Source organism: Allobaculum sp. JKK-2023, assembly GCF_034745455.1.
GTDB lineage: Bacteria > Bacillota_I > Bacilli_A > Erysipelotrichales > Erysipelotrichaceae > Allobaculum.
In genome coordinates this window covers 643,485-663,470 of sequence record NZ_JAYERV010000003.1, presented here as the reverse complement: position 1 = coordinate 663,470, position 19,986 = coordinate 643,485, and the positions used below count along the sequence as shown (strand labels likewise).

Genomic DNA, 19,986 nt, shown 5'->3' with positions numbered 1-19,986 from the left:
TAATCAACTGGAAAAGAACCTGAGCATCTTCAGGCGGTTGTTGAAGCGAGGCCATTCAAGATAAAACATGGGGGAGGTCCAATGAAAGATTCAAATTCAAAGAAAATTAAAAAAGCGGGTCGTAAGGATGAAGAAAAAACCTTAGTCGATGACATTCTCGACTTTGTCAAAGTGTTTGTGATCAGTGCGATTGTCGTACTGTTGTTTGTGAATTTTATTGCCCATCCAGTCAACGTAGAAGGCCGTTCCATGAGTCCAACGCTGCTCAATGGTGAATATGGCTTTACCAATCTGATTTCTTTGGCAACCGGGGAAGTGAACCGCGGCGATATTGTCGTGGTGACGATGACGGATGACGAAACCGGTAAAGAAGAACGCTGGGTCAAGAGAATCATCGCTCTGCCAGGCGAGACGGTTGAAGCCAAAGATGGTGTCGTGTATATCAATAGCGAAGCTCTCGATGAAAGCAGCTATCTCAAACAGGATTTCATGGACCAGACTTTAGCGGATTTCAAAGCCGAATATGACGTGGACTACGGTCCATTCACATCGGATTTTGGTCCGGTCACTCTGGGTGAGGACGAATACTGGGTGATGGGAGATAACCGCCCGCATTCCAAAGATTCCCGCTATCCAACAGTTGGTCCTGTCAAGAAAGACCAGCTGTATGGGAAAGGTGTTTTAGTTTTATATCCATTCGATAAAATTGGGGTGAAATAATGCCGAGTAATGTCATTCAGTGGTTTCCAGGCCATATGGCGAAAGCCAGACGGCAGATGGAAGAAAATCTGAAGAAAGTGGATTTCATCATTGAAATCCGGGATGCCCGAATGCCCCAGTCATCGAAAAATCCACTGATCGATGAACTGGCCCGCAACAAGCCAAGACTGGTCATCCTTTCAAAAAAAGATAAGGCAGATCCGGCAATGACCGAAGCCTGGATCGAAAAGTTAAGCAATGACAATACCCGCGTCATTGCAGTGGATCTGATCAAGGAAAACTTTAAAAACCGGATCATTCAGGAGTCGCTGGCTTTAAACCAGGCACTCATTGAAAAACAGAAAAAGCGCGGCATCCGCCCAAGAGCCCTTCGGGCGATGGTCGCGGGCATTCCAAATGTTGGCAAGTCAACGATGATCAACTCCCTGGCTGGCCGCAAGGCAGCCCAGACGGGGGATAAGCCAGGGGTAACGAAATCTCTGCAGTGGATCAAGGTTGGCAAGGATCTGGAAGTCCTGGATACTCCAGGGGTTCTGTGGCCAAAATTTGAAAGCGAAAAAAATGGCCTGATTCTGGCCGCTTTAGGCTCAATCAAAGATGATGTGGTCCATATGGATGATCTGGCTTTGTATTGCTGCCAGTATCTGATGGATCATAAGCCGCAGGCTTTGATGGATACTTATGGCCTGGAAACCATTGAAGAAACGCCCTGGCCGACTTTGCAGGCCATTGCCCGCAAGCGCGGCTGGCTGCAAAAGGGGGATATCGATGAAAACCGCACCATGCGCACTTTCATTCAGGATATCCGTTCTTCCAAACTGGGCCGGATTACCTGGGAGCAGCCAGACGAAGATGCAGCATCCGAGTGAAGAAGCCCTGTGGCCGGATTACCCAGTGATTCTGGGCATGGATGAAGCGGGAAGGGGACCGATCTGCGGACCGTTAGTCGTTGCCGGCGTCATTTTCCCGGCTGGATATACCAACGATCTGATCAATGACTCCAAAAAACTTTCCGAAAAAAAGCGGGAAGCCTTATTTGAAGTGATCCAGAAGGATGCCCTGAAGTACTGGGTGCTCTTTATCGATGAGCCGACGATTGACCGTCTGAATATTTATCGCGCGACGCAGCAGGCCATGGAGAAAATCGCCAGTCTGGCTGGTGCCGACTATGTGCTCACGGATGCGATGCCTTTAACAGATCGCACCAATTTTGAAGCGCTGGTCAAAGGGGATCAGAAATCGCTGGCGATTGCGGCTGCAAGTATTCTGGCCAAAGTCAGCCGGGATCATTATATGATTGCTCTGGACAAGGAATATCCGCAATACGGGCTTAAAGACCATAAAGGCTACCCGACGCGCCGCCATCTGGATGCGATTGCCGCCTGTGGAATTCAGGATTTCTATCGTCGTTCCTATGGTCCGGTGGCCAAAATTATTGAAGAAAACAACCGTCTGACTTTGTTTTGACGGTTTTTTCATTCCTGCCAGAAAACGATCCCAGAATCCTGTCCCAAAAGAGTTTCAAAGATATTTCGGTTGAACTCTGTACTTTTGCATGATAGAAATAGAACGATTTAAACAGGTCCGTTTCCTGTAGATCAAAAAACGGACAAAGAGAAAAATAAAGGTGCATAAAGATAGAAAGGGTGTATTTCGGTGAAAGAAGAATCCAAAAAGACAACCACGGCTACTGGTCGTAAATCATCAACGAAAAGCGCCGCAAAAAAGAATCTTGTTATCGTCGAGTCGCCATCCAAGGCCAAGACGATTGAAAAATATTTAGGCAGCGACTACAAAGTCGTTTCCTCCAAAGGCCATATCTGCGATCTGGCCACAACCGGAAAGGGTGGACTGGGAATTGATGTCGAAAACAACTTCACCCCGACCTACAAAATCTCCAAGGAGAAAAAAGAAGTCGTCAAAGAACTGAAGAAACTGGCCAAAGACAGTGAAAAAGTCATTCTCGCAAGCGACCCGGACCGTGAAGGAGAAGCCATCGCGTGGCATCTGGCAAGAGAGCTGGGTCTGTCGGTTGAAGATGACAACCGCGTGACCTTCCATGAAATCACCAAACCGGTCGTCACTGAAGCCATTCAGGAACCGCACAAAATTGATATGGATCTGGTCAAAAGCCAGGAAGCCAGACGAATGCTTGACCGCATCATCGGCTTTAAGCTGTCCAAGCTTCTGCAAAATAAAATCCAGTCCAAATCAGCCGGCCGTGTCCAGTCCGTTGCTTTGCGTCTGATTGTTGAGCGGGAAGAGGAAATCCGGAAGTTCAAATCCGAAGAGTACTGGACGATCGCGGCCGACCTGAAAAAAGGCAACTCCACGTTTACCGCCGATCTGAACAAAGTCGACGGCAAGAAGCCAAAGATGGCCAACAAAGAAGAGGCCAATGCCATTCTGGCGCTTTGTGCCAAGGAACCGTTTGTGGTGTCTTCCATTACAAGCCGTAAGAAAAACAAAGAACCAAAGCTGCCATTTACTACATCCACTCTTCAGCAGGAATCCTCAACCAAACTGGGCTATGGTGCCCGTAAAACGATGAGCCTGGCCCAGAAACTGTATGAAGGGGTTGATCTGGGCGGCACGACAACCGGTCTGATTTCTTACATGCGTACGGACTCGACCCGACTGTCGGATCTGTTTGTCAATGATACTGAAAACTTCATTGACCGTGAATATGGCAAGGAATACCGGGGCAAAGCCCATGAAAAAAATTCCACCAACGCCCAGGACGCCCATGAAGCCATTCGTCCAACTGACATCAACAACACGCCCGAAAAAGTCCGGGAGTATCTGACCAACGAACAGTTCCGTCTGTATTCGCTCATTTATGCCCGAACGCTGGCTTCCTTAATGGCAAACGCGCAGTTTGATGTCACCAGCGTAAAATTTACGGCCGGTCCCTGTGAGTTTGGCGCCAGCGGCCAGGTAATGCTCTTTGACGGGTACACGAAGGTGTATTCCAAATATGAAAAGCAGACCACAACCAATCTGCCGATGTTAAAACAGGGCGAAGAGATGAAACATGTCCACATCACTTCTGCTCAGCACTTTACCGAACCGCCAGCCCGGTATACCGAAGCCAAACTGATCAAGGAACTGGAAGAAAAGAGCATCGGCCGTCCATCGACTTATGCCACCATCATCGATACCCTGCAAAAGCGGGCGTATGTCACGCTGGAGAAAGCGACTGAGACTTCCAAAACCAAAGTCTTCCGCCCAACCGAACAGGGCGAACTGACCAATACGAAACTGCAGGAGTTCTTCAAGAAAATCATCAACGTTCAGTACACGGCCGACATGGAAAAGTCGCTGGATATCATTGCGGAAGGCAATGAAGACTATGTGAAGTTTCTCAAAGAGTTCTATTCCGATTTCGAGCCACTGGTCGAACAGGCCTATGAGAAGATGCCGAAAAAGGAACTCGAAAAAGTCGGCCGCAAGTGCCCGCTTTGTGGAAACGACCTGGTTTATCGCAACGGCCGCTTTGGCAAATTTGTCTCCTGCAGCACCTATCCGGAATGCAAGTACACCGAAAATGCGGATCCAGAGCTGACAGAACTGGAGAAGACTGAAAAACTCTGTCCAGAGTGCGGTCATAAGATGGTCATTAAAAAAGGCCGCTTCGGTCCATTCTGGGCTTGCAGCGATTATCCGACCTGCAAACACATCGAGCCGCTCAAAGCCAAACCCAAACCCAAGCCAACCGGGGAGAAATGTCCGGAATGTGGTCATGACCTGGTTGAGCGCGTCAGCCGTTATGGCAAGACCTTTATCGGCTGCTCGAACTATCCAAAATGCCATTACATTAAAAAGAGCGAAAAAACTGCCAAAAAAGAGGAAGCCGCAGCCATCGAGAACGGGCCGGCTCCAGCGGGTGCTCCAGATCCAAATGTTCAGAATGTCATTCAGAATCTGGAAGTCTTCTCCGGATCCGATCTGTTTGATGACAATGCCTCGCTTGATTTCTCTGATCGCTCTTCGGAGTCCAAATCATGAGTCCGGTTCAGATTGTCGGCGCTGGCCTGGCGGGTTGTGAAGCCGCCTGGCAGCTGGCCAACCGCGGCATTCCGGTTCGTCTGTATGAAATGCGCCCGCACAAATATGCGCCGGCCTTTCATACTGATGGCTTTGGTGAACTGGTCTGCTCCAACTCCCTGCGCTCGGATTCGCTCAAAAACGCTGTGGGCGTCATGAAAGAAGAAATGCGCCAGCTCAATTCCCTGATTCTGCATGCGGCTGATGTCAATCGCGTGCCGGCAGGGTCCGCATTGGCCGTTGACCGGGAAGGCTTTTCCCAAACGATCACCAAAGCGATGGAATCACATCCGCTCATTGAAGTGGTCAGAGAAGAAGTCACCGCCATTCCCACCGGCCCGACGATCATTGCGGCTGGTCCATTATGCTCGGATGATCTGGCTGCTGAGATTGCCAGGCTGACCGGCAGTGAAGCCCTGCATTTTTTCGATGCGGCTGCGCCGATTGTTGAAAAAGATTCGATCGACTTTTCCAAAGCCTACTTCAAAAGCCGCTATGACAAAGGCGAAGCCTCCTATATCAACTGCGCAATGGATGAAAAGCAATACGATGCGTTTTATCACGAACTGGTCAATGCAAAGTGTGCCAGCCTGCATGAATTTGAAAAGGATCCAAAAGTTTTTGAAGGCTGCATGCCGGTAGAAGAAATGGCCCGCCGCGGTTATCAGACCTTGTTGTTTGGTCCGTTAAAGCCAGTGGGTCTGGAAAAAGAAGGCCAGCGCCCCGTTGCCGTCGTCCAGCTTCGCCAGGATAATGTCAGTGCAACGCTCTATAACATTGTCGGCTTTCAGACGCATTTAACCTGGCCGGAACAGAAACGTGTCTTCTCCATGATTCCTGGTCTTGAAAAGGCAAAATTTGCCCGGTATGGCGTCATGCACCGCAATTCTTTCCTTTGCGCGCCCACCCTGCTCGATGAACAATATCGTTTCAAAACCCGTCCGGATCTGTTTTTTGCCGGCCAGATTTCCGGGGTAGAGGGGTACGTGGAAAGTGCGGCCTCCGGCTTGCAGGCAGGACTTGCCATGGCCAGGCAGCTGAAAGGGGAAGAGCCAATCCTGTTTGGCCGTAAGAGCGCCATGGGCAGCCAGGCCTATTACATTGCCCATGCTGATCCGGCTCACTTCCAGCCGATGAATGCAAACTTCGGCCTGTTTGAACTTCCTGAAAAATGCCGCAAGAAGGATCGAAAGGATCGACTGGCAGCCAATGCCTTAGAGCGGATCCAGGAAGTGGCCGCAATCGTCAATGCCGACTGGCAGGGACCCGTCTTTGACGACCGTCCCAAAGAAGCGCATCAGCCAGCCTGCAAGACAACAGACAATCCCCAGCCTGAATCGATGCAGGCAAAGCAATAGAGGAATCATGGACGATCAGAAAATCAAGACCACTCTGCCAATGGGGGAAGTTTGCGATCTTTCCAGCCAGATCGAATTGTTTTTAAAAAGACAGTATGCCCAGAATTCCCGCTCTCAAGCTTCAATCAAAGCCTTGCGCACGGATCTGGAGCAGTACCAGAGATGGCTGGAGGCCAAAAAGCTGGACTATTTGCAGGCCGATCGGCTGCTGATTCTCGATTATTTGTCGGATCTGCGCAGACTCTACCCGGATCAGACCCTTAAAAATTCGACCATGACCCGAAAACTCAGCACGCTTAAGCAGTTCTATAAGTTTTTACAGATGCAGGGGTTGGTCGCCGATAGTCCGCTTGGCCAGATCCATGGCTTTAAGAAGACAAAGAAACTGCCCGAATACCTCTTCCAGGAAGAGGTCGGGCAGTTTCTTTCCGGATTTGACTTGTCGAATGCATCCGATCGAAGAGACAGAGTGCTGTTTTCTTTGATCTATGGCTGCGGACTTCGTGTTTCAGAAGCCTGTGCTTTGAAATGGGTGGATTTTCGTTTCGATGAGCGAATCGTGCGGATTGTCGGAAAGGGAAACAAAGAACGAATCGTGCCCATTCCCCTGTGGCTGATGGAACTGCTCAAAAGCTGGAAAGTCGAGACTGGCGCAAGCGGAGTACTCTTTCTCAATAAAAACGGCGGGCCGCTGAGTGTGCGCGGGGTGCAGTATCGCATGCAGATCCACAGTCAGAAAGTGGGCATGACGATAAACGTACACCCGCATATGCTTCGCCATTCTTATGCCACCCAGCTGCTCGATGGGGGAGCGGATATTCGTACAGTTCAGGAACTTTTAGGCCATGCAGCGCTTTCAACCACGCAGATTTATACCCATATTTCCAATGAAAGCCTGCGCAACGCCTGCCAGAAAGCTTTTGCCAATTTTACCCTTTCTGACAGTTGATGCACGAACAGGCATTTGTTATAATGCCAATTGCGGCTTGGACCGCTTAAATTACACACACCATGAATTGGGAATCCCGTGCACAGTCGATGTGTTGCTTCCCTTCGAAATGGTGGAGGACTAACGGAAAGGATTATTTATGTCTAACATTGTATCCATGAAAAAAATGCTGGAGAATGGTGTTCACTTCGGACATCAGACCCGCAAATGGAACCCTAAGATGAAACCCTATATTTACACAAGCAGAAACGGGGTTTACATCGTTGATTTAAACAAAACACTCAACCAGGTAGAAAATGCCTACAACGAACTGAAAGCAATCTCTGAAAGAGGCGGTAAAGTTCTGTTCGTCGGAACAAAGAAACAGGCTGCAGACACAATCGAAGAGCAGGCTCTGCGTTCCGGATCTTTCTATGTAAACAAACGCTGGTTAGGTGGTCTGCTCACCAACTTCCGTACAATCCAGAAACGGATTAAACGTCTGATTGAAATCGAAGAAATGGAAGCCAGCGGTAAACTTGAAGTTTATACTAAGAAAGAACAGGCTCAGATCCTCAAGGAAAAAGCAAAACTCGAAACTTCCCTTGGCGGTATCAAAGAAATGAAAAAACTGCCTGATGCAGTTGTTATCATCGACCCGAAAGAAGAACACAACGCAGTTGCCGAAGCGAAGAAACTGGGCATCCCTGTATTCGCTATGCTCGACACCAACTGCGATCCAGAAGATGCGGATTTCCCAATTGCTTCCAATGATGATGCCAACCGTTCGATCAAACTGATCACAACCATCCTTGCTGACGCAATCGTAGACGCTAAAGGCGGTCTGCTCGAAATCGCTTACCTCGACAATCCTGAAGAAGATGTCAACATGGAAGACGTTGTCCGCAATGTTGAAGCCCAGATTGCTGAAAACGAAAGACGCCGCAGAGCAAGAAACGAAGAACGCCGCAAAAGAAATATGGAACGCCGCAATGCCGGCCGTCGTCCTTACAATGGCCGCCCAGGTCAGAACAGAGGACCAAGAAACGACGCTCCAAAAGCTGAAGCTCCAAAAACAGAAGAGAAACCAGCTGAAAAAACAGCTGCTTAATCTCGGAAAGAGGGATAATAAAACATGGCAATCACTGCAAAACAGGTCAAAGAACTCCGTGAAAAAACTGGCGCTGGCATGATGGACTGCAAAAAAGCCCTGACTGCTGTAGACGGTGACATGGAAAAAGCCATTGACTGGCTGCGTGAAAACGGCATCGCAAAATCCACGAAAAAAGCTGGCCGCGTTGCTGCTGAAGGTCTGACTCGTGTCGCTACTGAAGGCGATACCGCTGTTGTCTTCGAAGTTAACTCCGAAACTGACTTCGTTTCCAAAAACGAACAGTTCCTGGAACTCCTTGACCAGATCCAGACTGCATTACTGGCTAACCAGCCTGCTACTGTTGAAGAAGCACTGGAAATCCAGCTGCCATCTGGCACAATCAACGATCTGATCGTATCCGCAACTGCAACGATTGGTGAAAAAATCACTCTTCGTCGTATTGCGATCGTTAAGAAAACGGATTCTCAGGTATTTGGCGCTTACATGCACAACAAAGGTGCTATCTCCGCTCTTGTTGTTATGGAAGGCGGCAACCCACAGGCTGCAAAAGAAATCGCTATGCAGGTTGCTTCCATGCGTCCAGTCTACGTAAGTGAAAAAGATATCCCAGCTGATGTTCTGGCTCACGAAGAAGAAGTTCAGAAGAAAATCATGGCTGAAGACCCAAAAATGGCTGGTAAGCCTGAAAAGATGATCCAGGGAATTCTGAAAGGAAAAGTTTCCAAACACTTCCAGGAAGAATGCTTAATGGATCAGGAATTCTTCCTTGACTCCAAGAAAAAAGTCAGTGGATACCTCAAAGAAAACAACGCTTCTGTTGTTGAATTCATCCGCTTCCAGGTTGGTGAAGGAATCGAAAAGAAAGAAGAAGATTTCGCCGCTGAAGTTGCAGCTCAGATGGAAGCTGCTCACAAGTAAGCCGAAACTCACTTTGATCATGAAGGACCCTTTAGGGTCCTTTTTTTACGTTTGCCAGAAGCTGGAAGCAAAAAAGAGAAGACAGAACGCAAAGGCAGCATCGAAAAAGGAATCAAAGCGGGTTCTTACCTGGACTTCGTCTGCCAGGCAGAATGCCACGAGACCAGATAAACGGCTTACATTCCCAAATGAATAGCTCGATGAGCAAGCCAGAACTCTTTTTTGGCCATTCCCCGTAATCTGACCGAACTTTCTGGCGGCAAATATGTTAAAGTATCCAAGTTTCAGCACGTAAACCATTTTTAATAGAACAGGCGAGGGAGGCATATATGGAGACAATTTTAGCGCTTTTAAGAAAATATAAAGAACTGATTAAATACGGCTTCTGGGGCGCCGTCGCAACGGTTGTCAACATCGGAACCTTCCATGTCTGCTACGATCTGGCATCCCTTAGCAATACAGCCAGTAACCTGATTGCCTGGCTGGCTGCCATGCTGGTCGCCTTTGTGACCAACAAACTGTTCGTCTTTGAAAGCCGCAACCAAACCTTCAAGCAGAACATTCAGGAATTTGTATCCTTTGCCGGATTTCGTCTGGTGTCGGAAGTTTTTGATCTTGGAATCATGATCTGGGCGGTTGATCTGATGCACATGAATGCAATGCTCTGGAAAGTCATCGCCAATGTCATCGTCATTGCCCTCAACTACCTCTTTTCCAAATTCATCATCTTCAAAAAGTCGGGCAATCAAAAAGCTGCCAAGTAAGATAATCATCAATATCATTGAACCGGGAATCCAGTGCCCGGTTTTTATTTGCAAAAAAAGAGCCAGTGGCAACAGAAAACTGTCTTCCACTGGCCCAAATAAAAACGATCCTCTGGCCGCCTGCAAAGGCCTCGGGATCAACTAAAACAAGGATACTCCGAACCGGAAGGGAAGATCAAGCCAGAAAACTGAATGATTCAAAATTTGTTTACAGGATTGGGATGATTTTGTACTCGAATGCTATTTGAAAGATGGAACAGACAGCTTTATAAAGGAATTACAGAGATAGTTTTGATGGAAATTGATCTCGAATTTTCTGCTCGATATTTTGCTTCTCCCGAATATAATGAGGCCAATACAAAGGTGTAAAGAATGATCACCTTCTACACCGGAAAGAAGAGTAGAAGCCTATGAGAAAGAAAAATCTGGAAATCAAAGACCCACAGCAGATCCGTGAGATCCTCGATCGCGGGCAGGTCTGTCACATCGCCATGCATGATGAACCGTATCCCTATCTGGTGGTGATGAACTACGCAGTTGACTATTCAGGCGATCAAACTCGTCTGTATTTTCATTGTGCCGACGAAGGAAAGAAACTGGACCTGATCCAAAAAAATCCTAATGTCTGTTTTGAGATCCACAGGGATGAAATCCTTGATTACAATGAGCCAAGACAACGTTGCACAATGTTTTATGAGAGTGTCACCGGTTTTCGCCGGATGCATATGGCCAAAGCAGAAGAGAAAAAAGCAATTCTGGATGCTTTGATGGCTCACTACTATGGAGAAGTCAAAGCCTATAACGATGCGGCCATACCAAGGACAACCTGCCTGATTCTGGACGTTGACACCATGACCGGCAAGAAAAAGGGATAACTTTCGCCAAGCCAAAACCAGAAGGTCCTAACAAATCAAAAACAGCACACGCAAAGAACAGTTGTCTGATGGATGACTGTTCTTTGTATTTTTTTGGACAGAAAACCAGACAGGGGAAATAGACTGAAGCCTATCCAGGGATGGACCGAAAGAGAAGGGGAAATGAAGCTTTCGGATTTGAAAGGTGTGCGGACGATTTTTGTCACCCATAAAATTTATCGATTCGATGGAATCGGTTTCAATGACATCATGTGGCAGAAAAAGCATCTCAATTGGCTATTTTTGTCTAAACAGCCTATAATCGCTGACGTTAAGAAAAACTCATCAAGGAGGATGATTCCATGAAAATGAATAAAGTACTTGGCGCCGCTCTGACTGCTGCTATGATGTTTGCTTTTGCAGGTTGCTCTTCTGATTCAACCGCTTCTTCCGCTTCTTCTACTGAAGTTGAAGAAGTAGAAGTGGTTGAAGAAGGCGTTGTCTCTTCCGAAGCCAAAGATTCTCAGGCGGCTTCTTCTGAAGCTCAGTCCACTGCGGATACAACTGCTTCTTCTGCCACAACTGAATCTGCAGCTGAATAATTTCCGGATTGAAACCACCGAAAAGCAAATCAATTTTTCAGGCCCGATCTTTCTTTTGAAGGACTGGGCTTTTTTGTTCTGGTGATCCATGGTGAAAGAATCGGCAGCGAAGGTAAAAATTCAATCCTGAACAGGCGGAGCTGTATGAGCGTTTCTTTTTTTTGAATGAGCGCTCATGTATAATAGGTTGGAATGAAAAGGAACGATAAACCAATGTATAAACGCGTTTTATTGAAGCTGAGCGGCGAAGCTCTGTCTTCAAAAGATTCCAATCTGGATCCAGCTATTTTGAAAGAACTGGCCCAGGAGTTAAAAAAAGTTCAAGAGACCGGTGTTGAACTGGCCATCGTTGTCGGCGGTGGAAACTTCATCCGCGGCAAACAGATTCAGGATATGGGCATGAACCGCGCTCAGGCTGACTATATGGGAATGCTGGGAACCGTCATCAATGCTCTGGCTGTACAGAACGCTCTGGAAAACGAAGGGGTCGATACCCGCGTGCAGACGGCTGTGAAAATGCAGGAAGTCGCTGAACCCTTCATTTTAAGAAGAGCGCTTCGTCATCTTGAAAAAGGCCGCGTGGTGATTTTTGGTGCCGGAACCGGACATCCATTCTTCTCAACCGATACCACAGCTGCTTTAAGAGCCAGTGAAATTGATGCCGATGTCATCCTGATGGCCAAAAACGGTGTTGATGGTGTCTATGATTCCGATCCGAAGAAAAATCCGGATGCCAAAAAGTTTGACCGCCTGACTTACCTGGATGTTCTGAACAAAGATCTGCAGGTCATGGATGCCACTGCCATTTCCATGTGCAAAGATAATGATATCGATCTTGTTGTGTTCAATATGAACGAAAAGGGAAATATTGAAAAAGCAGTCAAAGGCGAAGTGGCTGGAACAACCATTTCCAAAGACTGAGTCAAAAATCAAAGTTCCAAATCTGAACCCTGCAAAAGATTCTGTACAGACTCTTTTGTCAAAATGAAACGATAAGTAAGGAGAATAATTATGGCTAGCGAATATCTCGATAACGCTGAACTCGCAATGGAAGAAACCATTGAGAATTTTGAAAACAACTTAAAGACAATCCGTACCGGCCGGGCTTCGGCAAGCATGCTTGACCGGGTGAAAGTTGACTACTATGGGGAAATGACACCGGTTAACCAGATGGCAAAAATCTCTGTTCTCGAAGGAACCCAGCTGGTGGTTAAACCTTATGATCGCTCCATGGTCAAACAAATCAACCATGCGATTGCTGCGGCAAACCTGGGCGTTACTCCACAGGCTGAAGCAGACTGCATCCGCATCAATGTTCCACCACTGACAACTGATCGTCGTAAACAGCTGGCAAAAGAAGCCAAGAAATATGCCGACGAAGCAAAAGTAAATCTGAGAAACATCCGTCGCAATACCAACGACAAAATCAAAAAAGACAAAGAGATTCCGGAAGATACTTCCAAGGAATGGCTGGATTCCTGCCAGAAACTCACCGATAAATTTGTAAAGAAAGTGGATACGCTGGCTGCTAAAAAAGAAAACGACCTGATGGAAGGTTAAGCTCAAAAAGCCCGCATGGGCTTTTTTTTAAGGATGTAAAGCCAATGTCATTTAGCTAGAAAAATATGACCTCAAACTTTGTATAAAAATCAAAGACAAAGTGGATGATAGGAATAGAATTTGCTGCTGATTATATCCATATGCACCAACCAAGCACAAAATATACTGATTGATTTGGCTGTATTCATCAAAATAGGTACACTAAAAACAACCCTTCGATAAGAGCCGTTTTTAAGAATTGTATGGGTGGTTTGTATCAATAAGATGCGCATATAATGCACTTATCGGTAAGTGAACCATATCAAACGATTGGGATGGAGATTTCGCTTGAAGCTCCTTTCCGGCCGAACGGGCAGTTTTTCTCTTAGCAGCTCCTCAGTCAGAGCTTGAAACTCCGCTTTTGTAATTTGACAGATTGTTCGTTTTTTCGTCCATTTCGGAGTAAACGTATTCCTGATAGCCCGTATCGCCTTAGTTGTATTGATTTGGTATTCATAAGTTGTCTGCTTCTCTTCTTTATTATCCGATTGAGATGATTCAAGAACACACTTTTTGATCTCGGAAACCAGATTGTAGAAGATAAGGGATGAATAAATCTCCTGAATGATGTATTCTGCTTTTATCGAGTGGATACGTTTCATTCCTATTCCATATTTAAGCCAGGAGAAACTCTGCTCGATTCGCCACCTTAGGTGGTAAATAAATCCAAGAGCCTCCGGAGGAAATTCTGCTTCATCCAGATTGGTAATCAGTCCTTCCCAGACGTTGTCGCCAATCTCGATAGCTACCACCCTGCAGTCAAAATCAATAAATTCAGATTCTTGATCAATCTGTCTCATTGATTTTTTGACCAGGTATTTCATCTGGGGGTTTTCTTTTTCCTCTTTTCTTTGGTGGTGGGTAAGAATGCGGCTGATCTGCTGGTCTTCTGTATGGTCAAGCTGTGTATAAGTCAGGCAGCTATACTCTCGTTCTTTCATACGTATGAGGTATTTGTGCCCTAAGGATTCAATAAGCTTACACAATGGATAAGAAAAATACCCTCTGTCCATGACAAAGAGAAATGTCTCGCCAGGATAAGCTTCATGAATCTCCTTGACCATTTTCATAGCAGCGCCCCGTTCGTCTTTGGACCTCTGGTCTTGAGTGACGATGGCTAAAAATTTGTCATTAAGTACGTCATAGGCTGCGTTAACATGAATACCGGCCCGGATAATGTTTTCCTTGTTCTTGGTATAAATGATGTAGTCAGGTTCATCTTCATTTGGCGCAACAGGTTCATTGGTTCCGTCAAAAGCGATTACCCTGTGTTCTTTATATTTTTTATCCATGGAATAAAGTGCCAATGTGGCTTTGTGCAGTGTTGAAAATACGCTGACTGGAGTCTTGGCTTTTGTCTGAACAAGTGCCGAAGCAGATGGTCTTACACTGCCCATGCCGAAATAGTTCATGGATAAATCGGAGAGTGTTGATCCATTCCCGATAATGGATGTATTCAGGAAATGGAACAAGTTTATTTTTGATGATCGATAATGACTTCGTGAGAAAGCTCCTGTTTGAGAAGCAAGAATCTTCTCCTGTTTGTGGGCAAATTCCTCAAGGAATTTCATGAATCTTTGATAAATCACGGACGGCGAAGTAACTTTAGTTGCCATATTTTCCTCCTTATAAAGTTATGTTTTCAACGTGATAAGGATTAAATTAGACAATTATAGAGTTGTTGTCAAAGCTAATTTTCGTTAAACCAGAAAATATAAAATCCACCATCTGTGCACGGATGGTGGACAATACTAACTATCAAAAACTAAGCTAAATGACATTGGATGTAAAGCTCAGTTTATGAACTCATTCATGAATGAGTTCATGAATGAGTTCATGATTTTTGGCTGGCTGAATGGAGTCTGAAGAGTGCAGCTGAGCTTTATATCCTTGAAACCAGAGATGTCTTTCAAGGAAAGGTGAAAAAAGATCAATACAGAGATCCAGACCGGGCGCAGATTTACACGGTTTCGGTCTTTGAATCAGACAGGTGGAAAGCTCCACCAATAGAAAGGGTAATCTATGGCAAAAATTCCGCAGACAATGGCCATCATCATGGATGGCAATGGGCGGTGGGCGAAAGCCCGGAATTTACCACGGACCATGGGGCACAAAAAAGGTGCTGACCGGGTCCGGGATGTCGCACTGGAAGCCAATCGCAAAGGTGTCCAGAAGCTGATTTTATATGCATTTTCAACCGAAAACTGGAAAAGACCAGAAGACGAAGTTTCCTACCTCTGCAAGCTTCCAGGGATGTTTTTTAACAAGTTTATCCAGGAGCTGATGGATAACAACATCCGTGTCACCTTTGCCGGTGAACTGGAAAAATTCCCGGAAAGTACGCAGGAAGTCATTATGAAGGCGATCAACCAGACCTCCACCAATACCGGCATGGAACTGTGTCTGGCCATTAACTATGGCGGCCAGCGGGAAATCCAGCTCGGGATCCAGAAATATGCTGCCCAGGTGGCAGCGGGGCTTCGCAAGAATGATTTATCGATTGATGAATTTTCCAGGTATCTGTTTGTTCCCGAATCGATTGACCTGATGATCCGTACGAGTGGGGAGACACGCATTTCAAACTTCCTGCTCTGGCAGCTGGCTTATGCAGAAATGATCTTTACACCAACAGCCTGGCCAGATTTTGATGAAGCAGCGCTGGACGAATGCCTTCAGGAATATGAACATCGCCATCGCCGGTATGGAGGTCTGGACGATGAAGACTAGAATCCTGACTTCGATTCTGATCATTCTGGTCGTTTTATTCCCGATTCTTTACGGTGGATGGCTGCTGGAAGCGTTAGGCGTTGCGATTGTTCTTTGCGGGACCTACGAATGGCTTCATGCCTTGCCAAATTATTCCAGATGGGGCATTCCGGTGCAGATTTTTGTGAGTGTGTTTCTTCTTTTTTTGCCGGTTGTCTGGATCCAGTTTCCAAACCTGGTCTTTCCATTCGTCGCTTTGGGGGTTGTGGTTGTGTGGTCCCTGCCGATTTTCTGCCCAAGTTTTGAAGAGCAGGATTGCTTTGCCGTGCTGGCCTTTATGCTGATTATTGGTCTGGCTTATCTGTGTATGCAGATTCTGATCTTCGTTGAACACCGTTACTTGTGGACGCTGTGCTTTGCCACGTATGGATCGGACACGGGAGCTTACTTCTCTGGCCGCTTCTTTGGCAAACATAAGATGATTGAACGCATCAGCCCCAAGAAAACCTGGGAAGGGTTTGTGGGCGGATGGATTTTTGGATTCCTGCTTTCATGGGGAATGAGCTTTGTGTATGGTGCTTCGCTCAATCCAGCCCTCAACCTGGCTATCTGTATCCTGGCGCCGGTATTTGCGGAGCTGGGTGATCTTTGCTTTTCAACCTTTAAACGGACATACCAGATTAAGGACTTTTCCAACCTGCTGCCAGGCCATGGCGGTATTCTGGATCGAGTCGATTCCTTATTGATGAATTTCCTGTTGTTTGGTATTCTGTACTCTATCCTCTAGAAAGGAAAAAAAACGCGATGAATTTTGTGATTGGATTGTTAGCATTTATTCTGATGCTGGGAGTCATCATCATGATTCATGAAACGGGGCATTTTCTTGCCGCCAGAGCCTTTGGTGTCCATTGCCATGAATTCTCATTTGGGATGGGTCCTCTTCTCTGGCAGCATCAGGGAAAGCATACGTTGTTTTCCATTCGAGCTTTCCCGATTGGCGGCTATGTCTCCATGGCCGGGGAAACCTCCGATGATGAAGACGAAGAACCGGATTCGTGGCTGAAAAACGTTCCGGATGAAGAAAAACTGAATCATAAACCCGCCTGGCAGCAGATTATTATTATGGGTGCCGGCGTTGTCATGAACTTTTTGTTAGCATGGGCTTTGTTCAGCGGAATTTTCATGGCCCGCGGTTATGTTACCCAGGAAGCTTTACCCATCGTCTATGAAGTCCTTGACAATACCCCAGCGGCCAAGGCCGGCCTGAAATCGGGAGATACAATTGTCAAAGTCACTGCTGAGGACGGAAGCTCGCTTGAACCGAAAACGCAAAATGATGTTCTTGAGTTCATGCAGTACAATCATGGGCTGAGCACCTTTGAAATTGAACGGGGGGAAGAAACCTTCACCACCCAGATTCAGCCTGAATATGACGAAGAAAACCAGGTTTACTTACTTGGTTTTACATCACAGACCCGTGTCAAACAGATCAACTTTATTGAAGCCTGGCAGGAAGGATGGAACGAAATGGTTGCGGATACGCAGACGATCGTCCGCTCTTTAGGCCAGCTGATTACCGGCAAAGGCCTGGATTCACTCTCTGGCCCGATTGGAATTTATAAAGTGACTGACCAGGTTGTAAGCTATGGCTTCTTACCGTACTTATCCCTGTGTGCACTGATCTCTTTGAATATTGGATTCTTCAACCTTTTGCCAATTCCGGCACTGGATGGCGGAAGAATTCTGATTACTCTGCTTGAGAAGATTTTCCGCCGGAAAATCCCGCTCAAAATCGTCCAGGGTGTCATTCTGGCCAGCTTTGTGGCTTTGTTTGGTCTGATGATCTTCTCGACTTACAACGACATCATGCGATTCTTCTAAACTCATGAATCAACGAACCGTCTTCGGACGGTTTTTTTATACCGATTTGATCGCCATCAATCATCACCGCCAAAAGAAAACAGGCCGCCAGGCGGCCTGCAAAGAGAAATTTGGAAAAAGAATTCAGACGTTTGAAAAAAAACAACAGTTGAAAGAATCAGGAATTAATGGATGACGCCAGATCTCTGGGCGTCTTGACGACGGTAAAGCGGTTCGAATAGGGAAACCACATCCCTGGCTGCTTCATTATCGGCATACATCATGCCCGCTTCTTCTTCAGAAAGGGTCCGCAAAAAAGCGTCGAGCATCAGGGTATGCGTATCATGGTGCTGGTCTTCGGGTTTTACATCCAGAATGACAAACCAGCGGTGATTTGTATCCGTGCGCAGCTGTCTGACAATCCAGAGTGCTTCGATTTCCGGATGGCGGATGGCTGCTTCAATCAACAGACGCTTTCCTTTCGGGCTGATCTCATTGATGCCCTGCTCAAAATGAGCGACAGTTCCAGGCTTGAAGGAATCTTCAACCGTCTTGATGGACCCGATATCAAAAGATTGAAGGAATTGTTCACGATTAAAGGCGATCGCATGGCCTTCAGGATTGATCAGCAGATTATCGATTTTTGGCTGGCTTTTAACCAGTAAGTAAAGAGGTGGGAAAGTGACTTGAATGGCTGCCATTTTTTGGGAATCTGGGAATTTGGCCATTTCATTGCGGTTGGTAAAAACAGGCAGAATGGTTCCGGCTTCGCTTTCAGTGTTAAAGAGCAGTAAAGGCAGTTTTTCAACGTGCCCCTGGCGGATCTGTTCTTCAACTTCCTGCCGCTTTTTGGCATTTTCAGGCCGCATTAAAGAGGGATGGATCAGTAAATAGAAAGTACCTTCTTTGATCAGCGTGATCAATCGCTGGGCATTTTCAGGGGTTGAGTTCTTTTTAAAATTGGCGATGGCTCGCTCTAAAGTAATCGGGTGGGAATGCATAGAAACTTCCTTTCTAGAGTTAAAACGTTTTCATTGGCTCTGATGTCTATTTTGCCATTGTCGACAAGGTCTGTCACTCTTCCTAAAAGTAAAGCGACGAAAAAACAAAAGGCTCCCAAAATCGCTGAGGATTGAACGTTCGATGATTTTGAAACAGGAATTCGGGACAGAATCCGGATCACCAGCTGAAAAAAGGCAAAGATCGAAGCAGCGAACGCACGTCTGTACAGGAATGCGCAGACAGAAGAAAAGCCGCCTGATCGATGGAAGGTCGACAGGCGGCAGGCCAGAGAGGAAACAGTCTGGCTGGATGAAGTGGACAGGCAACTGGCAGGCAGTAAATATCGCAGGGAATAAATATGGATCAGAAATCCACTCCAATGATCATTGATGGTTCAAAAGATGGAATCAGCAGTTTGCCGATTACAGATAGAGTACGATGGCTGCAAGGAAGATCAGGGCGGCAGCCGCAATCCACAGATGCCAGATAAAGTGGCTGTACGGTTTTTTGCGGGCATAAAAGATGGTTCCCACGGTGTAACAAAGTCCGCCGGCAAGCATCAGACCGACAAACATCACGCCGCCCTGCTTCCAGCATTGGGGCAGCACGAAGATCGCCATCCAGCCCATGGCCAGATAGAGAACCATGGATAAAACAGGATGAGAATACCTGGAAAGGCTTTTGAGCAGGATGCCAAGCACGACCAGCACCCATTCGAGAATCAGGATGGTCCAGCCAGCCCAGCCCTTTAAAACGCTCAGACAGATTGGGGTATAGGTTCCCGCAATGGCCAGCAGGATGGAAATGTGGTCCAGTTTGCGGAAGACCAGCTTCCAGGGCGTGTCATAGGGCATGATGTGATACAGGCACGACCCGCCAAACATGAAGGTCATGCAGATGACATACACACCAATGCCAATCGTTCCGGTCCAGCCCGTTTTTTCATAGGCGTAAACCGATAGGAAGGGCAGCAAGAATAAGAAGACCAGCATCATGACGCCATGGCTGACGGCATTGCCGACCTCCTCTCCAAAGGAAAGGTGAACGGTATCTTTCATTAGTTTTGGCGTCTTCAGTCTGGGAGCTCTCAGTTTTGGGTTCAAAGTTTTTTCCATGTTGATCGTGATCTGGCGCAAAGAAGGTTTCTGACCGATTCGTTATTCTGTGCGCCTCTCCTTTCGTTGAAAATAGGGCCATTTATATTGGAATGAGTTGATTTTGATTGCTTTAGTTTATCTTCATATTCCGTTTTGGTTTGAAGAAATGCCTGAATTGGTGACAGGACAAGAACTTTTTAAGTCATTTAGTGACGATCTAAGCGCTGGGGTATGCTTCGATCTGTTTTACATTATAACGTGATCTGGTTTTAAAAACGATATAACGCCAATGTTCCATCTGAAATGGGCAGGAAGTGACTTTGAAGCAGCTGTTGCCAGTTTGAAAACAACCTGAAACCATGAGACAATACTGGATCGAGTCATCAGTTTAAAATAATTCTGCTTTCCAGAAAACTG

General features: G+C 46.6%; 19 protein-coding genes. 16 read left to right on the top strand and 3 right to left on the bottom strand.

What is annotated here, in order from left to right; all coding sequences use genetic code 11:
• Window positions 1–81 precede the first annotated feature (81 nt).
• The 13 genes from lepB (at window position 82) to frr (ending at window position 12,865) form a co-directional block, all read left to right on the top strand.
• Window positions 82–720: a signal peptidase I gene (lepB, locus tag U4956_RS02740; protein WP_323088892.1), complete on the top strand. Its 639-nt coding sequence runs from the start codon at window positions 82–84 to the stop codon at window positions 718–720.
• Entirely contained in the window at window positions 720–1,589 is an 870-nt protein-coding gene (gene ylqF / locus U4956_RS02735) for a ribosome biogenesis GTPase YlqF (protein ID WP_323088891.1), read from the top strand. Before lepB ends, ylqF begins: the two co-directional genes overlap by 1 nt.
• Complete coding sequence (locus U4956_RS02730) at window positions 1,573–2,187, top strand: ribonuclease HII (RefSeq protein WP_323088890.1); 615 nt, start codon at window positions 1,573–1,575, stop codon at window positions 2,185–2,187. Before ylqF ends, U4956_RS02730 begins: the two co-directional genes overlap by 17 nt.
• Before the next feature lie 270 nt (window positions 2,188–2,457).
• Window positions 2,458–4,728, top strand: a complete 2,271-nt coding sequence (topA, locus tag U4956_RS02725) for a type I DNA topoisomerase (protein WP_323091438.1) — start codon at window positions 2,458–2,460, stop codon at window positions 4,726–4,728.
• The gene (trmFO, locus tag U4956_RS02720; protein WP_323088889.1) at window positions 4,725–6,125 is read left to right on the top strand and encodes a methylenetetrahydrofolate--tRNA-(uracil(54)-C(5))-methyltransferase (FADH(2)-oxidizing) TrmFO; all 1,401 of its coding nucleotides are present in this window, start codon (window positions 4,725–4,727) and stop codon (window positions 6,123–6,125) included. Before topA ends, trmFO begins: the two co-directional genes overlap by 4 nt.
• 7 nt (window positions 6,126–6,132) lie before the next feature.
• On the top strand, window positions 6,133–7,074 hold the full coding sequence (locus U4956_RS02715) for a tyrosine-type recombinase/integrase (protein ID WP_323088888.1): 942 nt from the start codon (window positions 6,133–6,135) through the stop codon (window positions 7,072–7,074).
• 139 nt (window positions 7,075–7,213) lie between these two features.
• Window positions 7,214–8,164 carry a 30S ribosomal protein S2 gene (rpsB, locus tag U4956_RS02710; RefSeq protein WP_323088887.1) on the top strand — a complete coding sequence of 317 codons (951 nt, stop codon included), beginning with the start codon at window positions 7,214–7,216 and terminating at the stop codon, window positions 8,162–8,164.
• A gap of 24 nt (window positions 8,165–8,188) precedes the next feature.
• Entirely contained in the window at window positions 8,189–9,085 is an 897-nt protein-coding gene (gene tsf / locus U4956_RS02705; protein WP_323088885.1) for a translation elongation factor Ts, read from the top strand.
• Between the two features lie 329 nt (window positions 9,086–9,414).
• Window positions 9,415–9,849 carry a GtrA family protein gene (locus U4956_RS02700; protein ID WP_323088884.1) on the top strand — a complete coding sequence of 145 codons (435 nt, stop codon included), beginning with the start codon at window positions 9,415–9,417 and terminating at the stop codon, window positions 9,847–9,849.
• 410 nt (window positions 9,850–10,259) lie between these two features.
• Window positions 10,260–10,724, top strand: a complete 465-nt coding sequence (locus tag U4956_RS02695) for a pyridoxamine 5'-phosphate oxidase family protein (protein WP_323088883.1) — start codon at window positions 10,260–10,262, stop codon at window positions 10,722–10,724.
• Between the two features lie 341 nt (window positions 10,725–11,065).
• A complete protein-coding gene (locus U4956_RS02690) occupies window positions 11,066–11,305 on the top strand; it encodes a hypothetical protein (protein ID WP_323088882.1) in 240 nt (79 codons plus the stop codon).
• Window positions 11,306–11,518: 213 nt separating this feature from the next.
• Window positions 11,519–12,226: a UMP kinase gene (gene pyrH, locus U4956_RS02685; protein WP_323088880.1), complete on the top strand. Its 708-nt coding sequence runs from the start codon at window positions 11,519–11,521 to the stop codon at window positions 12,224–12,226.
• A 90-nt stretch (window positions 12,227–12,316) separates the two neighbouring features.
• The gene (gene frr / locus U4956_RS02680) at window positions 12,317–12,865 is read left to right on the top strand and encodes a ribosome recycling factor (RefSeq protein WP_323088879.1); all 549 of its coding nucleotides are present in this window, start codon (window positions 12,317–12,319) and stop codon (window positions 12,863–12,865) included.
• A 281-nt stretch (window positions 12,866–13,146) separates the two neighbouring features.
• Here the strand turns inward: frr and U4956_RS02675 are convergent, their stop codons facing one another.
• Window positions 13,147–14,520 (bottom strand): IS4 family transposase, encoded by a 1,374-nt coding sequence (locus tag U4956_RS02675; protein ID WP_323088877.1) that lies wholly within the window; start codon window positions 14,518–14,520, stop codon window positions 13,147–13,149.
• Window positions 14,521–14,926: 406 nt separating this feature from the next.
• Here U4956_RS02675 and uppS point away from each other — a divergent pair, with 406 nt between their 5' ends.
• From uppS to rseP, 3 genes are read left to right on the top strand one after another with little or no spacing between them, the layout of a single operon-like run.
• Window positions 14,927–15,631 carry a polyprenyl diphosphate synthase gene (uppS, locus tag U4956_RS02670; RefSeq protein WP_323088876.1) on the top strand — a complete coding sequence of 235 codons (705 nt, stop codon included), beginning with the start codon at window positions 14,927–14,929 and terminating at the stop codon, window positions 15,629–15,631.
• Window positions 15,621–16,397, top strand: coding sequence for a phosphatidate cytidylyltransferase (locus U4956_RS02665; protein ID WP_323088875.1), 777 nt, complete (start codon window positions 15,621–15,623; stop codon window positions 16,395–16,397). Before uppS ends, U4956_RS02665 begins: the two co-directional genes overlap by 11 nt.
• Window positions 16,398–16,414: 17 nt before the next feature.
• Window positions 16,415–17,491 carry an RIP metalloprotease RseP gene (gene rseP, locus U4956_RS02660; RefSeq protein ID WP_323088874.1) on the top strand — a complete coding sequence of 359 codons (1,077 nt, stop codon included), beginning with the start codon at window positions 16,415–16,417 and terminating at the stop codon, window positions 17,489–17,491.
• 164 nt (window positions 17,492–17,655) lie between these two features.
• Here the strand turns inward: rseP and U4956_RS02655 are convergent, their stop codons facing one another.
• Entirely contained in the window at window positions 17,656–18,471 is an 816-nt protein-coding gene (locus U4956_RS02655) for an SseB family protein (RefSeq protein ID WP_323088873.1), read from the bottom strand.
• Window positions 18,472–18,894: 423 nt separating this feature from the next.
• Window positions 18,895–19,530: a PAQR family membrane homeostasis protein TrhA gene (gene trhA / locus U4956_RS02650; protein WP_323088870.1), complete on the bottom strand. Its 636-nt coding sequence runs from the start codon at window positions 19,528–19,530 to the stop codon at window positions 18,895–18,897.
• Between the last annotated feature and the right edge of the window lie 456 nt (window positions 19,531–19,986).

What these genes read in the sequence shown, in the direction of transcription:
- lepB (WP_323088892.1), top strand. Translation starts at nt 82, where the DNA reads ATGAAAGATTCAAATTCAAAGAAAATTAAAAAAGCGGGTCGTAAGGAT.
- ylqF (WP_323088891.1), top strand. Translation starts at nt 720, where the DNA reads ATGCCGAGTAATGTCATTCAGTGGTTTCCAGGCCATATGGCGAAAGCC.
- U4956_RS02730 (WP_323088890.1), top strand. Translation starts at nt 1,573, where the DNA reads ATGCAGCATCCGAGTGAAGAAGCCCTGTGGCCGGATTACCCAGTGATT.
- trmFO (WP_323088889.1), top strand. Translation starts at nt 4,725, where the DNA reads ATGAGTCCGGTTCAGATTGTCGGCGCTGGCCTGGCGGGTTGTGAAGCC.
- U4956_RS02715 (WP_323088888.1), top strand. Translation starts at nt 6,133, where the DNA reads ATGGACGATCAGAAAATCAAGACCACTCTGCCAATGGGGGAAGTTTGC.
- rpsB (WP_323088887.1), top strand. Translation starts at nt 7,214, where the DNA reads ATGTCTAACATTGTATCCATGAAAAAAATGCTGGAGAATGGTGTTCAC.
- tsf (WP_323088885.1), top strand. Translation starts at nt 8,189, where the DNA reads ATGGCAATCACTGCAAAACAGGTCAAAGAACTCCGTGAAAAAACTGGC.
- U4956_RS02700 (WP_323088884.1), top strand. Translation starts at nt 9,415, where the DNA reads ATGGAGACAATTTTAGCGCTTTTAAGAAAATATAAAGAACTGATTAAA.
- U4956_RS02695 (WP_323088883.1), top strand. Translation starts at nt 10,260, where the DNA reads ATGAGAAAGAAAAATCTGGAAATCAAAGACCCACAGCAGATCCGTGAG.
- U4956_RS02690 (WP_323088882.1), top strand. Translation starts at nt 11,066, where the DNA reads ATGAAAATGAATAAAGTACTTGGCGCCGCTCTGACTGCTGCTATGATG.
- pyrH (WP_323088880.1), top strand. Translation starts at nt 11,519, where the DNA reads ATGTATAAACGCGTTTTATTGAAGCTGAGCGGCGAAGCTCTGTCTTCA.
- frr (WP_323088879.1), top strand. Translation starts at nt 12,317, where the DNA reads ATGGCTAGCGAATATCTCGATAACGCTGAACTCGCAATGGAAGAAACC.
- U4956_RS02675 (WP_323088877.1), bottom strand. Translation starts at nt 14,520, where the DNA reads ATGGCAACTAAAGTTACTTCGCCGTCCGTGATTTATCAAAGATTCATG.
- uppS (WP_323088876.1), top strand. Translation starts at nt 14,927, where the DNA reads ATGGCAAAAATTCCGCAGACAATGGCCATCATCATGGATGGCAATGGG.
- U4956_RS02665 (WP_323088875.1), top strand. Translation starts at nt 15,621, where the DNA reads ATGAAGACTAGAATCCTGACTTCGATTCTGATCATTCTGGTCGTTTTA.
- rseP (WP_323088874.1), top strand. Translation starts at nt 16,415, where the DNA reads ATGAATTTTGTGATTGGATTGTTAGCATTTATTCTGATGCTGGGAGTC.
- U4956_RS02655 (WP_323088873.1), bottom strand. Translation starts at nt 18,471, where the DNA reads ATGCATTCCCACCCGATTACTTTAGAGCGAGCCATCGCCAATTTTAAA.
- trhA (WP_323088870.1), bottom strand. Translation starts at nt 19,530, where the DNA reads ATGAAAGATACCGTTCACCTTTCCTTTGGAGAGGAGGTCGGCAATGCC.